Source organism: Micromonospora sp. NPDC049203, from assembly GCF_043197215.1.
Taxonomy (GTDB): Bacteria; Actinomycetota; Actinomycetes; order Mycobacteriales; family Micromonosporaceae; genus Micromonospora.
The window spans coordinates 50,899-65,792 of record NZ_JBICSV010000004.1 but is presented as its reverse complement, the minus strand read 5'-3'; the positions used below and the strand labels follow the sequence as shown (position 1 = coordinate 65,792).

The 14,894-nt window shown below is 72.0% G+C and carries 12 protein-coding genes, 1 tRNA gene and 1 pseudogene; 5 read left to right on the top strand and 9 right to left on the bottom strand.

Going from position 1 to position 14,894, the window contains the following annotated elements:
• The first annotated feature begins 154 nt into the window (after nt 1-154).
• Nucleotides 155-231: transfer RNA gene (locus ACGFIA_RS12760), tRNA-Pro, on the top strand.
• A 166-nt stretch (nt 232-397) separates the two neighbouring features.
• On the opposite strand, the pseudogene ACGFIA_RS12755 reads toward ACGFIA_RS12760, so the two are convergent.
• Nucleotides 398-487, bottom strand: a pseudogene (locus ACGFIA_RS12755) (transposase); the annotation flags it as partial.
• A gap of 456 nt (nt 488-943) precedes the next feature.
• Nucleotides 944-1,522, bottom strand: coding sequence for a hypothetical protein (locus ACGFIA_RS12750; protein WP_393259930.1), 579 nt, complete (start codon nt 1,520-1,522; stop codon nt 944-946).
• 400 nt (nt 1,523-1,922) lie between these two features.
• Between ACGFIA_RS12750 and ACGFIA_RS12745 the strand changes: the two genes are divergently transcribed.
• On the top strand, nt 1,923-3,026 hold the full coding sequence (locus tag ACGFIA_RS12745; protein WP_357468723.1) for an ionic transporter y4hA: 1,104 nt from the start codon (nt 1,923-1,925) through the stop codon (nt 3,024-3,026).
• A gap of 72 nt (nt 3,027-3,098) precedes the next feature.
• On the opposite strand, the gene ACGFIA_RS12740 is transcribed toward ACGFIA_RS12745, so the two are convergent.
• Nucleotides 3,099-3,572 carry a hypothetical protein gene (locus ACGFIA_RS12740; protein ID WP_357479312.1) on the bottom strand — a complete coding sequence of 158 codons (474 nt, stop codon included), beginning with the start codon at nt 3,570-3,572 and terminating at the stop codon, nt 3,099-3,101.
• A gap of 110 nt (nt 3,573-3,682) precedes the next feature.
• Between ACGFIA_RS12740 and ACGFIA_RS12735 the strand changes: the two genes are divergently transcribed.
• Nucleotides 3,683-4,972 carry an MFS transporter gene (locus ACGFIA_RS12735; protein WP_357385357.1) on the top strand — a complete coding sequence of 430 codons (1,290 nt, stop codon included), beginning with the start codon at nt 3,683-3,685 and terminating at the stop codon, nt 4,970-4,972.
• Nucleotides 4,973-5,067: 95 nt separating this feature from the next.
• Here ACGFIA_RS12735 and ACGFIA_RS12730 read toward each other — a convergent pair whose 3' ends face one another.
• From ACGFIA_RS12730 to ACGFIA_RS12720, 3 genes are all read right to left on the bottom strand, one after another.
• Nucleotides 5,068-6,810, bottom strand: coding sequence for a bifunctional metallophosphatase/5'-nucleotidase (locus ACGFIA_RS12730; protein WP_357468717.1), 1,743 nt, complete (start codon nt 6,808-6,810; stop codon nt 5,068-5,070).
• A gap of 315 nt (nt 6,811-7,125) precedes the next feature.
• Nucleotides 7,126-7,905, bottom strand: coding sequence for a histone deacetylase (locus ACGFIA_RS12725; protein ID WP_393259925.1), 780 nt, complete (start codon nt 7,903-7,905; stop codon nt 7,126-7,128).
• Between the two features lie 5 nt (nt 7,906-7,910).
• Nucleotides 7,911-8,690 (bottom strand): phosphodiesterase, encoded by a 780-nt coding sequence (locus ACGFIA_RS12720; RefSeq protein ID WP_393259923.1) that lies wholly within the window; start codon nt 8,688-8,690, stop codon nt 7,911-7,913.
• A gap of 179 nt (nt 8,691-8,869) precedes the next feature.
• On the opposite strand from ACGFIA_RS12720, the gene ACGFIA_RS12715 reads away from it, so the two are divergent.
• Nucleotides 8,870-10,327 carry a diguanylate cyclase gene (locus ACGFIA_RS12715; protein WP_393259920.1) on the top strand — a complete coding sequence of 486 codons (1,458 nt, stop codon included), beginning with the start codon at nt 8,870-8,872 and terminating at the stop codon, nt 10,325-10,327.
• A 180-nt stretch (nt 10,328-10,507) separates the two neighbouring features.
• Here ACGFIA_RS12715 and ACGFIA_RS12710 read toward each other — a convergent pair whose 3' ends face one another.
• Together ACGFIA_RS12710 and ACGFIA_RS12705 are read right to left on the bottom strand one after the other, a co-directional pair.
• On the bottom strand, nt 10,508-11,569 hold the full coding sequence (locus ACGFIA_RS12710) for an aspartate-semialdehyde dehydrogenase (RefSeq protein ID WP_393259917.1): 1,062 nt from the start codon (nt 11,567-11,569) through the stop codon (nt 10,508-10,510).
• A 6-nt stretch (nt 11,570-11,575) separates the two neighbouring features.
• Complete coding sequence (locus ACGFIA_RS12705; protein ID WP_357385345.1) at nt 11,576-12,841, bottom strand: aspartate kinase; 1,266 nt, start codon at nt 12,839-12,841, stop codon at nt 11,576-11,578.
• 237 nt (nt 12,842-13,078) lie between these two features.
• On the opposite strand from ACGFIA_RS12705, the gene ACGFIA_RS12700 reads away from it, so the two are divergent.
• Nucleotides 13,079-13,843, top strand: a complete 765-nt coding sequence (locus tag ACGFIA_RS12700) for a hypothetical protein (RefSeq protein ID WP_393259914.1) — start codon at nt 13,079-13,081, stop codon at nt 13,841-13,843.
• Nucleotides 13,844-13,853: 10 nt separating this feature from the next.
• On the opposite strand, the gene ACGFIA_RS12695 is transcribed toward ACGFIA_RS12700, so the two are convergent.
• Nucleotides 13,854-14,840 carry an ArsR family transcriptional regulator gene (locus ACGFIA_RS12695; RefSeq protein WP_393259911.1) on the bottom strand — a complete coding sequence of 329 codons (987 nt, stop codon included), beginning with the start codon at nt 14,838-14,840 and terminating at the stop codon, nt 13,854-13,856.
• Between the last annotated feature and the right edge of the window lie 54 nt (nt 14,841-14,894).

The following is a 14,894-nucleotide window of genomic DNA, read 5'->3' as shown; positions in this document are numbered from 1 at the left end:
CAGTTCCCCCGCCCGCCCCCGCCCCGCCCTTCAGATCTTGGTACGCGCCCGCCCCTCCGGGGGCCGATCCGTACCAAGATCCGCCGGGGGTGCGGGGCGGGGGGTACCGAGTTTGACCGTGGGGGCGGGTGGGCTACTATTTGTCGGCACGCCTCGGGGTGTGGCGCAGCTTGGTAGCGCGCTTCGTTCGGGACGAAGAGGTCGTCGGTTCGAATCCGGCCACCCCGACCAGAGGTAAGTAAAGGTCAAGGCCCCTCCACGGAGGGGCCTTGATTCGTCCTGGCAGATGATCGCTGCTTCGCGACAATCGGGCTGGTCGAAGATCGCGCGGACCAGGGTAGCGATCCACGGCTGCGCCGACATGGCGCCTTGGTCAGCAGATTGCGCAGGTAGTGGTTCGGCACCGCTGCCACGACGCCCCGGGCAGGGCCGCGCCGATAGCGGCGACGAGGGCGGCGTGAGCGTCGGAGATGACCAGGCGGACGCCGTACAGGGTCGCGGGCGGTCAGGCTGCGCAGAAACGCCAGTCGGAAGCGACATCGGGGTCGAGGACCTCGCGCCCGCCGTCGGCGTTGACCCGACCACGATCAGCGCAACGAGCACGACAGGATGAACCGCATCTTCGCTGTGCACGAGCAATAGCGCCGCCGCTGCGAACAGAACGGGTGCAGCGCCACCGACGCACTCACCTGCCCCACCGTCTCATGGCCCAGAGTAGGACTCTCCACCTTGTCCCCCTGGCCCTGGTCAGCTCCATGAGGTGTGGGTCGCCCCTGCTCGCAGAGTCCTGAAACTGAACGCACTGGGAATCCATCGTCGGGTCTAGCCAGGTAAGGGTGACAAACCGGGATTGCGCAAAGGTTTATCCGGGCAAGCGCAACTACCGCTCACCCTTGGAGGCGAGCGGTAGCAGCGCTGCACCAGCTAGCGCATAGCCAGCGGATTAGCAGGGCTTGACCTTATAGACGGGCGTCCAGACGTAGCTGAGGCTACTGGAGTAGGCGCCGGGCGTCGAGTAGATTACACTTCCGGAAGCGTTTATAAATTTGGCAACCGTGCCGCTGGTTTGATTGTTACGCCAGGAGCCGTAACCAGTCCAGGGCATGTTGTACGTTCCGCAGGTGTACCATTGAAGCGTATCGCCCTGGAAGCCGGTGGAACTGTACGCGCAGAACCAGCCGTTGTTCTGGCCATCCAAACACCGATCGGCAAGCGCTACGCTTGTCGGGGCGTTGACGAAGTCCCTCGGGTGGGCCTCACCAGGGACGGCGACCCTGAGAACGCCATTATCGAGCTTGATCTCGTTGAGCGAGATCTGCTTCCCGCCAGTCTTCTGAAGGTACACGTCAACCCGGCCCTGGAGAGCTTCCGCCTGCCGTTCCGAGAGTTTGCCAGCCCGCGCCTGGCTCGCAAAGGAGTTGTCATCGACTCTGCTACTCGACTCGGCATGAGCGGGTGCCATACCGATCGCCGAAACAGTAACCATAACGGCTAGGGCAGTTAAAACACTTCGGACCTGCACGACAGTCTCCCCCGAGTTAGAAATAGACGACAGGCTGTGTAACGAACGGCGATGCCTAAAGCATCCGCATGGATGAATTTCTATCACAGTGGAGTAAATCAAGCAAGGACCTAGCCAGCGCCCCGGCGTTGTTGTTCGACGTCTGGTTTGGTTCTGGTTTGCTGGATGCCGTAGGCGGCGAAGGTATTGGCCCCTGTCCTGACGTGTCGCGGTGCCTTGCTGGACACGTATGCGGAAGCGCAGCAGGAGTTGACGGCCGGAAACATGATCACGAACCTCCGTGACCTGCCCGCCCACCTGGAGCAACCGGCCTCGGCCGGATAGATCGACAGGACTGCCCGAAGCCACCCCGCCACGCGCGGTTGACGGTGCCTCCTGGCAAAGTATGCCTATGCCGCCGATGATCCGATCCCGACTCACCGATTGGACCACCGTCGCGCCCCTGGTCGCCGTGCTCGTGCTCGTGATGACCTGGGGACGGGAGCTGCCCGGCCCGCTCATCTTCGTGGTGGCGGCCCTGCTCGCGGCGGCTGTGCTCGCCGCTGTGCACCACGCCGAGGTGGTCGCGCACAAGGTCGGTGAGCCGTACGGGTCACTCGTGCTCGCGGTGGCTGTCACCGTGATCGAAGTCGGTCTGATCGTCACGCTGATGATCAGCGGCGGCGACAAGACGCAGGCGCTGGCGCGGGACACCGTCTTCGCCGCCGTCATGATCACCTGCAACGGCATCCTCGGCCTGTCGCTGCTGCTCGGCGCGCTGCGGCGAAAGGTCGCGGTGTTCAATCCGGAGGGCACCGGCGGGGCGCTCGCCACAGTGGCGACGCTGGCCACGCTCAGCATGGTGGTGCCGACGTTCACCACCAGCCGGCCGGGGCCGGAGTTCTCCCCCGCGCAGCTCGCCTTCGCGGCGGTCGCCTCGCTGGCGCTCTACCTGCTGTTCGTGATGGTGCAGACCGGTCGGCACCGCGACTACTTCCTCCCGGTGACCCAGGAGGGCAGCATCCTCGCCGAGGACAAGACCGGAGACGGGCACGCCGAGCCGCCGTCCACGCGTACCGCGCTGGCCAGCCTGGCCCTGCTGGTGGTGGCGCTGGTAGCGGTGGTCGGTGACGCGAAGACGATCTCCCCGGCGATCGAGACGGCGGTCAGCGCGGCCAACCTGCCGCAGGCGTTCGTCGGCGTGGTCATCGCGCTGCTGGTGCTGCTGCCGGAGACGCTCGCCGCCGCCCGGGCGGCCCGGCGGGACCGGGTGCAGATCAGCCTCAATCTCGCGCTCGGCTCGGCCATGGCCAGCATCGGCCTGACCATCCCGGCCATCGCGATCGCCTCGATCTGGCTGGACGGGCCGCTGGTGCTGGGCCTGGGCGGCACCCAGATGACGCTGCTGGCGCTGACCGCCGTGACAGCGGTGCTCACCGTCGTGCCGGGCCGGGCGACTGTGCTCCAGGGCGGGGTGCACCTGGTCCTGCTCGCCGCGTTCGTCTTCCTGGCCGCCAGCCCGTAAGCCGGCAGCCGCCAGGCCGTGAACAGGCCAGGCCGTGATCAAGCCCGCCGAAGAGGAGGGTCGACAGAACCGTCAGTCGTGCGTCTCCGTGCGCGCCACCTCGGCGAACGCGGCGGTCAGGTAACCGGCGAACGGCCGTCCGGTGACCGCGAGCAGATCGGCCACGAGCAGCGGCGCGTGCCGGGCGACCGCCGCCGGGTCGGGCGGGCTGTCGTCGTCGCCGGGGTCGTAGACGCCGAGCGCGCCGGCCAGCAGCACCAGCAACACGTGCGGGTCGACGTCGGGCCACCACGGCGCCGCCGACCTGACGCACTGTTCCAGCACCTGCCGTACGTCGTCGCCGTCCAGCCCGTCCGGGTGCCCCTCCTCCAGCAGCAGCCGGACCACGCCGCCCAGCACCAGCCCGGCCCGGTCGGCGGCGGCCAGCCGCTCGACGGCCGGGGCGTACGCCTCGGTGTCGCGGGCCTGCGCGGCGCCCACCGCGTCGGTGGCCGTCTCGGCGATCTCGCGGGCCGGTGCGGGCAGGTGCCGCCAGGTCGTCGTCACCGGGTCAGCATGGCAGAGCACGTGTGCTCGCTCACCTTCCGGCCCGGCGACGGCGGGTGTAAGGAGTAAACGGGTCGCGGTCGTCGTACCCGCCGAACAGAATCCCTGCCATGCTGCGCCGCGCCCTGCCCGCCCGTCCCGAAGCCCGCCGGATCCTGCTCGGCACGCTCTTCTCCGCCGTCGGGCGCGGCCTCACCCTGCCGTTCCTGTTCATCTACCTCACCGACGTACGCGGCCTGACCGACACCCGGGCCGGTCTGGTGATCGGCTGGTTCGGCGCTGTCACGCTGGCGCTCTCGCCGCTGGCCGGCACGTTCATCGACCGGTTCGGTGCACGCCGGGTGGTGCTGCCCTGCCTGGTGATCGAGGCGATCGGCACCGGCTCGCTGGCGCTCGTCGACTCGACCGCGTCGGCGTTCGGCGTGATGACGCTTGTCGCCGTGGGCAGCTCGGCGATCTGGGCCGGGCAGAACACGATCCTGGCGTCGCTGACCGACGACGGCGAGCGGCAACGCGTCTTCGGGCTCAACTTCGCGCTGCTCAACCTCGGTATCGGCACGGGCGGTCTGATCTCCGGCGCGGTGGTCGACGTGGCCCGTCCGTTCACCTTCGAGGTGATCTACCTGCTGGACGCGGTGAGCTACCTGATCCCGGCGCTGATCCTGCTGAGCCTGCCGCGGGTCGGGCGCCGGCCGGCGGTGGCCGCGGATGCGAAGTCCGCCGGCCGGAGCACCGGCGGCTACCTGACGGTGCTGCGGGACCGGCCGTTCCGCCGCCTGGTCCTCTTCGGCCTGGTGCTCACCACCTGCGGGTACGCGCAGATCGAGGTGGGCTTCGCGGCGTACTCGGTCCGGGTGGTGGAGGTGACGCCCCGGGTGGTGGCGTGGGCGCTCGCCGCGAACACCGTCATGATCGTGCTCTCGCAGTTGCTGGTGATCCGGCGGCTGGAGGGACGCAGCCGCACCCGGGCACTCGCCACAGTCGGCGCGGTCTTCGCCGGCGCGTGGCTGGTGCTCGGCGCGGCGGGCGTGGTGGGCGGCGGCAACGCGGTGCTCGCGGCGCTCGGCGTGGTGGCCTGCTCGGCGATCTTCGGGTTCGGCGAGACGATGCTGTCGCCGGTCATGCCGGCGCTCACGAACGCGCTGGCCACGGACGAGTTGCGCGGCCGGTACAACGCCATGAGTTCGATGATCTTCGGGATCAGCGGCGTGGTCGGTCCGGTCACCGCCGGCCCGCTGATCGGTGCGGCCGACGGGCGGGTCTGGGTGGCGGTGGTGGTGGGCGGCTGCCTGGCCGCCTCGCTGCTCGCGCTGTCGCTGCGTCCGCTGCTCACCGCCGCGCAGGACGGCCGTCCGACGGCCGCCGCGACGCCGGAGCCCGAGCCCGCGCGGGCGACCTGACACGAAGCCGGCGGCCTGCGACGAAGCGCGCAGCCTGACACGCGAACGGGCCCCGGAGCGAACGCTCCGGGGCCCGTCGGCGGTGCGGTCGGCCGTCAGCCGGCCGCGACCTCGGTGGTCGTGCGGATCCGGTCCAGCGCCGGCGGGGAGACCGGCGACTTCTCGGTCAGGTACGCGGTGAAGGCGTCCAGGTCGATCTGGCCGGTCACCGCGTTGGTGCCGCCGGTCAGGACGCTGAAGCCGTCGCCGCCACCGGCGAGGAAGTTGTTCACGGTGACCCGGTAGGTGGCGGTGTCCGCCACCGGGGCGCCGTTGATGGTCAGGCTGCCCCGGACCACCCGGGTGCCCGCGCACGGCGTGCCGGCCGGCGCGGTGGTGCCGTTGACGTCCACGACGTAGTTGACGGTCGAGGACGCGTAGAGCACACGCGCCACTGTGAACTGCTGCTCCAGCATGCAGTAGAGCTGCGCGCCGGTCAGGTCGAGCGTCACCAGGTTGTTGGCGAACGGCTGCACGGTGAACGCCTCGGCGTAGGTGACCGGGCCGGCGTCGAGGTCGGCGCGTACGCCACCGGGGTTCATGAACGCGGCGACCGCGTTCTGCTCGGTGTCGGTGGCGGCGAGCTGGGCGTCGGCGATCAGGTTGCCCAGCGGCGACTCACCGGTCTGGTACGTCGGCTTGCCGTTGACGTCGACCCCGGTCTGGTACAGGTTCTCCTGGGTCTTGGTGATCGCGGCGGTGGTCTCGCCGACCACCCGGTCGGCCACCGGGCCGAGCGCGGTCTTGTACCTGTTGATCAGGTCGGTCGAGGGCTGGTCCGGCTTCACGTCCCGGGTGACCACCACGTTGTTCGCGGACGCGCTCACCACGTCGCGGGTACGTGGGTCGATCTTCAGGTCGATCTGGGTGACCAGGCGGCCGAACGAGCTGGCGCTGGTGACCAGCTTGCCGTTGATGTTGCAGTTGTACGCGGCGTGGGTGTGCCCGCTGACGATCACGTCGATGGACGGGTCCATCCGGTTGGCGATGTCGACGATCGGGCCGCTGAACCCGGTGCAGTCGTTGATGCCGCCGCCGTTCTGCACGCCACCCTCGTGCAGCAGCACGACGATGCTCTTGACCCCGAGCAGGCGCAGGATCTTGGCGTACTTGTTGGCGGTGTCGGCCTCGTCGGTGAACCGCAGGCCGGCGACGCCCTGCTGGCTGACGATGTTCGGGGTGCCCTCCAGGGTCATCCCGATGAAACCGATCGGGACACCCTTGACGATCTTGATGCCGAACGGCTGCATCAGCGGCAGGCCGGTGGAGGTCTTGAACGCGTTCGCCGAGAGGTACGTGAACTTGGCGCCACCGAACGGGGTGCCGTCGGCGCAGCCGTCCACCGGGTGGCAGCCGCCGCGCTGCATGCGCAGCAGCTCGGCCGCGCCCTCGTCGAACTCGTGGTTGCCGACGCTCGCGAACTCCAGCCCGGCGAGGTTCATCTCCTCGATGGTGGGCTCGTCGTGGAACGCGGCGGACAGCAGCGGCGAGGCGCCGATCAGGTCACCGGCGGCGACGGTGACGGTGCCCTTGCCCTGCTGCTTCGCGGCGGCGCGCATCGACTTCAGGTGGCTGGCCAGGTATTCCGCACCACCGGCCGGCTGACCGTCGATGGTGCCGCTGGACCCGCTCGGCGGCTCCAGGTTGCCGTGGAAGTCGTTGAGCGCGAGCAACTGGACGTCGACCGGCTTCGGGCGGGCCTCGGCCTGGTCGGGGGTGACGGCGACCGCGGTGAACGCGGTCGCGGCGAGTGCGGCCAGGCCGACGGCGGCCCGGCGTCGCATCCCGGTGACGGACATGGAACTCCTCGTGAGATGCAGGTATGTGGCGTCCGGACGATGGTTCGCCCGGCGACCCTGATCCGTGCCGTGACAGGTGTCGATCGCGGAGAGCGGTACTCGGGGGAACGCCACCCCGCCGGGGTAGCTTCTCATCCACCGGCCGCCAGGTCGAACGGGGCGGCATCAGGAATCGTCGCTGTCTTCGACGGCGGGTGCCGGTCTGCCGGACGAGTCGGACATGACGGTCAGATGAAATTCCGCGCGGCGCACGCTGTCGGCGCCGGCCGTAGTCGAAGGCGCCGGCTCCCAGGGACAGGGAGCCGGCGCCGACGCTCATGTCACGCGGAAATCCTTGCACTGGCAACCGTCTTCGCCCGAATCACCTCCTGCCGGACACCCATTGCCGACCGAACGGTCGTTCATCTCCGACGGCCCGGCATATCGAGCAAACTGTCCGAACTCGACTGACGCCCCGGAGGGCCGGTCCGGCGGTCCGCTGTAGGCGGCGCCGACGAGCCCGCGCAACGCGGACCGGGTCCACCGCCCGGCGACCCCCGGCCGGCCCGCCAGGTAGCCGACGGTGCGCGCGGCGTCCCATCCGTGCGCCTCGCGCAGCCCGCGCGCCAGCAGGCCGAGGTAGACCGGGGCGGGCCGGGTCCAGGGCACCTCCACCGCCCGGTGCGGCGCGGTGAACGTGAGCATCGGCAGGCCCTCGTGGACACCGACGCGCAGCAGCGTCTCGTAGCGGCCCGGCCCGAGCCTCGCCCGGCCGGTCTCGGCCGCCACGCGGATGCCGGCCAGGTCGGCGCCGAGCGGCCGGTACATCTCCTGCGCGGCGATGTCCGCGAACTGCTCGACGGTCACCAGGTAGCCGCGCGCCGCCGCCCGGCCGGGCAGCAGCGGGTCGTAGAACGCCATGCCGCCGGTCCAGGCCCGCGACTCCCCGGCGAAGTAGACGCCGCCGGGGATCAGCACCGGGACCGTCCGGCGCGGTGGCCGGCGGTCCCGGCAGCCGGGGTACGTGCGCAGCCCGCCGGGTGGACACCCGCCACGCAGATACCAGTCGAGCCGTGCGGCGTGCAGATTGGACCCGTACGCGACATACCAGAGCATCGGCGTCAGAACCAGCAGGTGCGCCCGGCGGCGTGGCTGACCTGGACGGTGTGCGTCACGCAGCCGCCGTCGGCGATCAGGTGGAGCAGGAAGGCGGTCGGCTCGGCGACGAAGCCGAGTTCCTCCTCGTCGGTCATGGCCAGGCTCACCTGGATCCAGGTGCTCGGCGCGACGGTCAGCACCGTACCGGCGAACGCGCTGGTCACCTGGCGGTGCAGGTGCCCCGCGGTGACGCGTACGACATGGGGGTGCCGGCCGACCACGGCGGCGAGCCCTTCGGCGTCGGCGAGCCCGACGGCGTCCATGCCGGATACGCCCACCGCGACCGGCGGATGGTGCAGGCACACGACGGCGGGCACGTCGGTACGCCCGGCGAGCACCCCGTCCAGCCAGGCGAGCTGCTCGTCGCCGAGCCGGCCGCCGGTGCCGCCCGGGGTGAGCGAGTCGAGCACCACGAGCGTCGCGTCCGGCAGGTCGACGTGGTAGTGCGCCGAGAAGCCACCGGCCAGGTAGGGGGTGCCGCCGAACGTGTCGAGCAGCGACTCGCGGTCGTCGTGGTTGCCCGTCGCCAGGTGCACCGGCAGCGGGAACGCGCCGACGATCTCGCGCAGCGCGAGGTATTCGTCGGGGCGCCCGTTGGCGGTCAGGTCACCGGTGATCACCACGCAGTCGGGCCGAGGGCGCAGGGCGAGCACCGCGCCGAGCGCCCGGTGCAGCCCGGACGCCGGATCGGCCGCGAGCGGGCCGGTGGCCACATGCGGGTCGCTGAGCTGGGCGATGAGCATCGGCGGCCTCCTCGGGTGCCCGGGCCCTCACGCTATCGCCGCACGCCCTCCTCGCGCAGGCCCGATTCCGCCCACAGGCTGCGTCCACAGCCTGTGGATAGCACATGTGTACGAAGGTCGGCGGCGGTCGCGCTGAGTACCCTTGATCGCGACCCGACCCCCCTCCGAGCAGGAACGACGTGGATCACGAGCGAGTTCTCCGCGACGTCACGGTGCGCCTCCCCACGGCGTCAACCGTCCCGGAGGCGTGCCAGTGGACCGTCGCCGCGCTCGCCCGGCACACGCCGGCGACCGCCACCGTCCTGCTCCGCGTCCACGACCGCCTGCGCTGCGCCGCCGCCACCGGCGCCTGGCAGGTCTTCTCGCACGTACCGGCCACCGCCGACGGCACCCCGCCGGGTCGCCACCGGCCCGAACCGTCGGTGGTGCGGCGGGTCTACGCCTCCGGCATCACCGCCGCCGTGCCCGACGTCAGCGCCGACCCCGACTACCTCGAGGTCCGCCCGGACGTCACCGCCGAGCTCTGCGTGCCGGTACGCGACCCGGACGGCCGTCCGATCGGGGTGCTCGACCTCCAGTGGAGCGAGCCGGTCGTGCTCGCGGAGTGGCGGGAGACCGCCGAGCTGGTGGCCGACCGCCTCGGCGGGCGGATCGCCGCGCTGGGCGGGCCACCGGCCGAGAGCCGCAGCGAGAAGCTGCTCCGGCACGCCGCCGCGTTCACCGCCGCGCCGACCGACTGGGACCTGATGACCGCCGCGCTCGCCGCGGCCCGGGACGTGTCGGCGCTCTCCGCCGCGGTGCTGGTGCTCACCGGCCGGCAGGGCCCGCGCCTCGGTGCGCCCACCGGCACACCTGGCGACTTGGAGGCGAGGATCCGGGCCGAGCTGGACGAGGCCGGACCGGCCGCGCTCGACCGCATGATCGACCGGGCCCACCGGTACGGCTCGGCGTACACGCTGGGCGAGGCGGGCCACCCGCCCACCGAGGAGTACCTGCCGCTGACCCGGGCCGGCGCGCGCACGCTGGTGGCGGTGCCGGTCGGCACACCGGCCGCCGGTGGCGTGCTGCTGGTCGCCGACGAGCAGCGCCTGCGTCCCGACCCGACCACTGTCAACCTGATCGAGCTGCTCGCCGGGCAGGCGTGGACCTGCCTGGACCGGTTGCGTACGCTCGCCCGGCTCCGCGAGCAGGCCAGTTCCGACCCGCTCACCGGGCTGCGGCACACCGGCCCGTTCGGGAAGCGGATCGCCACCGCCACGCCGGGGCGTACCGCGCTGCTGGCGATCGACGTGGACGGGTTCAAGGACGTCAACGACACGTACGGCCACCAGGCCGGCGACCGGCTGCTGGTGGGGCTGGCCCGGGCGCTCGAAGGCGCGCTGCGCCAGGGCGACGAGTTGTACCGGACCGGCGGCGACGAGTTCGTGGCGGTGATCGAGGTGAGCCGCCCGGAGGAGGCGGTCCGGATCGCCGAACGGCTCACCGAGGCGGCCCGCCGTACCGGCCGGACGATCAGCGTCGGCGTGGCCCTGCCCAGACCCGGCGAGTCCCCCGAACGCACCCTGCACCGAGCCGACCAGGCCCTGTACGCGGTCAAGCGCCACGGCCGAGACGGCGTCCACCTCTCCGCCGCCTAACCCCTCCCCGCTCCCGCTCCCGCTCCCGCTCCCGCTCCCGCTCCCGCTCCCGCTCCCGCGATCTTGCACTTCTTGCCCCGGCGAAAGGTGCAAATGCCCCACGTTCGGGGCCGGAAGTGCAAGATCGACGCCAGAAGGAGGGCGGCAGGCGAGCGCGCGGCGCGAGGGCGCGGGGCCGGGTTAGGGGCGGGTCAGGTCCTTGGCCAGGAGTTCGGCTATCTGGGCCGTGTTGAGGGCGGCGCCCTTGCGGAGGTTGTCGCCCGTGACGAAGAGGTCCAGGGCGCGGGGGTCGTCGACCGCGCGGCGGATCCGGCCCACCCACGACGGGTCGGTGCCGACCGCGTCGATCGGCATCGGGAACTCCCCGGCCGCCGGGTCGTCGACCAGGATCACGCCGGGCGCGTTGCGCAGCACCTCACGGGCGCCCTCGGCGGCCACCTCGGTGGCGAAGACCGCGTGCACGGCGACCGAGTGACCGGTCACCACCGGCACCCGTACGCAGGTGGCGGAGACCTTGAGGTCGGGCAGTCCGAGGATCTTGCGCGACTCGTTGCGCAGCTTCATCTCCTCGGAGGACCAGCCGCCGTCGGCCAGCGACCCCGCCCACGGCACGACGTTGAGCGCCAGCGGCGCCGGGAACGGACCCAGCTCGTCGCCCACCGCCTGGCGCACGTCACCGGCGCGGGAACCGAGCACCCGATCCCCGGCGATCTTGCCGAGCTGGAGGTGCAGCGCGTCCACGCCGGCCTGACCCGCCCCGGAGACCGCCTGGTACGACGCGAGCACCAGCTCGCGCAGGCCGTACTCGCGGTGCAGTGGCGCGACCGCCACGATCATCGCCAGCGTGGTGCAGTTGGCGTTGGCGATGATGCCCTTGGGCCGGTTGCGTACCTGCTCGGGGTTGATCTCGGGCACCACGAGCGGCACGTCGCGGTCCATCCGGAACGCGCCGGAGTTGTCCACCACCACAGCGCCGCGCGCGGCGGCGACCGGGGCCCACTGCGCGGAGACCTCGTCCGGTACGTCGAACATCGCCACGTCGACGCCGTCGAGCGCGTCGGCGGTGAGCGCCTGGACGGTCAGCTCCTCGCCCCGGCACTGCACGCGCCGGCCGGCCGACCGCTCCGAGGCGAGCAGCCGGATCTCGCCCCACACGTTGCGCCGGGAGGAGAGGATCTGGCACATCACCGTACCGACGGCACCTGTCGCCCCGACCACGGCGAGGGTGGGCAGCGACGCCACGGCGCGTTACCGCCCGGTGCCGGCGTAGACGACGGCTTCGGTGTCACCACCCAGCTCGAAGGCGTCGTGGATGGCGCGGACCGCCTTGTCCAGGTCGGTGTCCCGGCAGACCACGGAGACCCGGATCTCCGAGGTGGAGATCATCTCGATGTTCACGCCGGCCGCGCCGAGGGCGGCGAAGAAGCCGGCCGCCACACCCGGGTGCGAGCGCATGCCCGCGCCGATCAGCGAGACCTTGCCGACGTGGTCGTCGTACAGCAGGCCCTTGAACTTGACCGTCTCCTGGATCTTGCTGAGCGCGGTCATCGCGGTCGGGCCGTCGGCCTTGGGCAGCGTGAACGAGATGTCCGTGCGGCCGGTGCCCTCGGTGGACACGTTCTGCACGATCATGTCGATGTTGATCTCCGCGCCGGCCACGGTGTCGAAGATCGACGCCGCGGCGCCCGGCTCGTCGGGCACGCCGACGATCGTGATCTTCGCCTCGCTGCGGTCGTGGGCGACCCCGGTGATCAGTGCCTGTTCCACGGGAAGGTCCTCCATCGATCCGGTGACCATCGTGCCGGTGTTGGTCGAGTATGACGAACGGACGTGGATCGGCAAGCCCGCGCGCCGCGCGTACTCGACGCTGCGCAGATGCAGCACCTTCGCGCCGCAGGCCGCCAGTTCCAGCATCTCCTCGTAGGTGATCTGCTTGATGTGCCGGGCGTTCGGCACGATCCGCGGGTCGGCCGAGAAGATGCCGTCCACGTCGGTGTAGATCTCGCAGACGTCCGCCTCCAGCGCGGCGGCGAGCGCGACGGCTGTGGTGTCCGAGCCGCCCCGGCCGAGCGTGGTCACGTCCTTGGTGTCCTGCGAGACGCCCTGGAAGCCGGCCACGATGACCACCGCGCCCTCGTCCAGCGCGCCCTTGAGGCGCCCCGGGGTCACGTCGATGATCCGGGCCCGGCCGTGCACCGAGGTCGTGATCACGCCCGCCTGCGAACCGGTGAACGAGCGGGCCTCGTACCCCAGGTTGTGGATGGCCATGGCGAGCAGCGCCATGGAGATCCGCTCCCCGGCGGTGAGCAGCATGTCCAGCTCGCGGCCCGGCGGCAGCGGGCTGACCTGGTTGGCCAGGTCGAGCAGCTCGTCGGTGGTGTCGCCCATCGCGGACACCACCACCACCACGTCGTCGCCGGCCTTGCGCGCGGCCACGATGCGCTCGGCCACCCGCTTGATCCGCTCGGCGTTGGCGACGGAGGACCCGCCGTACTTCTGCACCACGAGTGCCACGACGTGCACTCCCTCCCAGCGACGACCCTGAGCGTGCCGACGCCGCCGGGTTTCTCGGTCCGGCGGCGCGTGTCAGACCGCCTCAGCCTATCGGGCGGGCCGCGACGCCGGGCCGGGTGATCCCACCATCCGGCCCGGGCGTGGGGCGGCTCACGAGCCGGGGACTACGCGACACGCCAAGCGGTACAGCCGTACGGTGGGCTGACCGCGACCGCCCTCACGACGCAGAATGACCCGGTGCACGCTCATCGACGTGCGGCCCGCCGGCTGACCGGCGTGCTCGCGCTCACCCTGCCGGCATTGCTGGCCGCCTGCGGCGGCGCCCACCCCGAGGCGGCGCCCACCGGCACCGCCGACCCGGTCCCGGTGCAGGTCGACGCCGCCCGCGAGGAACTGGCCGGGCTGGCCGCCGCCGCGCAGGACCGGCACCTCACCGCCACGTACGCGTTCGCGCCCGCCGAGGGCACGCCCCGCACGGTGTCGGTCACCAGCGCGAACGACGGGAGCTGGCGGGTCGACGTGCCCGGCTGGGGGCACGCCGGCACCGTGGACGTCTCGCTGGCCGCCACCTCCGACGGGCTGTTCCAGTGCGCGCTGCCCTCGGCCGGCTGGGCCCGGGCGGCGACCTGCGTCCGCCTCGGCGACGCCGACGACGCGGTGCCGCGCCGGCTCGACCCCCGCGTGCAGCACCCGTTCACCGACTGGCTGGAGGTGCTCACCGACAGGCGTGCGCCGCTCGCGGTCTCCCCCGCCGAGTCGCTGCCCGGCACCGACGGCCCGTGCTACACGGTCGACAGCACCTCGGCGTCGCTGAACGCGCCGCTGGACGTGGGCATCTACTGCTTCCGGGCGGACGGCACCCCGGCGGCGGTACGGGCCGGGTTCGGCACCCTGACGCTGACCGGCGAGCCGGGCGCCGCGCCGGGCACCGTCGAGCTGGCCGGCGCGGTGACCGAGGGCGAGCCGGTGGGCCGGGACGCCCCGAGCCCGGGCACGCCGTGACCCGTCCCGCTCAGCCGCCCCGGGCCGCGCGGAGCAACGCGGCACCGACCTCGGTGTTGCGGTAGAGCACGTGCCGCCCGGCCCGGTGCCGGGTGACGAGACCGGCGGCGTGCAGCGCGGAGAGGTGCTGGGAGACGTTCCCGGCGGACAGCCCGGTGAGCCGGGCGAGGTCCGTGGTGGTCGTCGCCGCGTCGAGCAGGCGCAGCAACGCGGCCCGACCGCCGCCGACCACCCGGGCCAGCGCGTCGCCGGCCGGTTCGGGTCCGCGTTCCCACAGCGTCCCGACCGCCCGCACCGGGTACGCCCCGGCGGGGAGCGAGTCCTCCAGCAGGTTCCACAGCACCCGCCGGTCGGTGAACACGCTCGGGTTCAGCGCCAGGCCCCGCCCGCGCAGGTCGAAGTCCCGCTCGAACGGGTCGTCGCTGACCACGCGGTCACCGAGCCACCGCAGGCTGGGATGGATCCGCTCGAACAGCTGCCCGGCGCCGCCCTCGGCCAGCTGGGCCGCCCGGTACGCGACGTCGGCGTCGAGCAGTGCCCGCATCCGTGGCCAGTCGGCGGCGATCGCCTCGTCGTACCAGACCCGTACCGCCTCGACGAGCTGCGGCAGCAGCCCGGCCGGATCGGCGAGCAACGCCCGCCCGAACGGGTTCAGCGGCCGCCTCGGGGTGGTGGCCAGCAGGTCCCGGACCACCACGTCGGGCGGCGTCGACGCGATCTGGTCGAGCTGGCCGTCCATCTCCGCCCCGAGCCGGGCCGCCGGGGTGAGGAAGTCGGGCAGCCAGCGCCGCGGCCGGGTCAACTCGACGAGCGGACGGACCCGCTCGGCCACCTCCGGGCGGCGCAACGTCGTCCGGGCGCTGTCGATCCACCGCAGGTGCACCGGGTAGCGGGCCGGGTCGGCGAGCGCCCACATGCTCATGACCGTCTCGTTGGCCGGCGACACGCCGAACCGCACGCCGGCGACATCGGCCGGAGTGAACCGCAACTCGGACATGCGCACCCCCGGATTCGGTCCAGCCTAAAAGGCTCGACCGATGCGTGGGGGGCG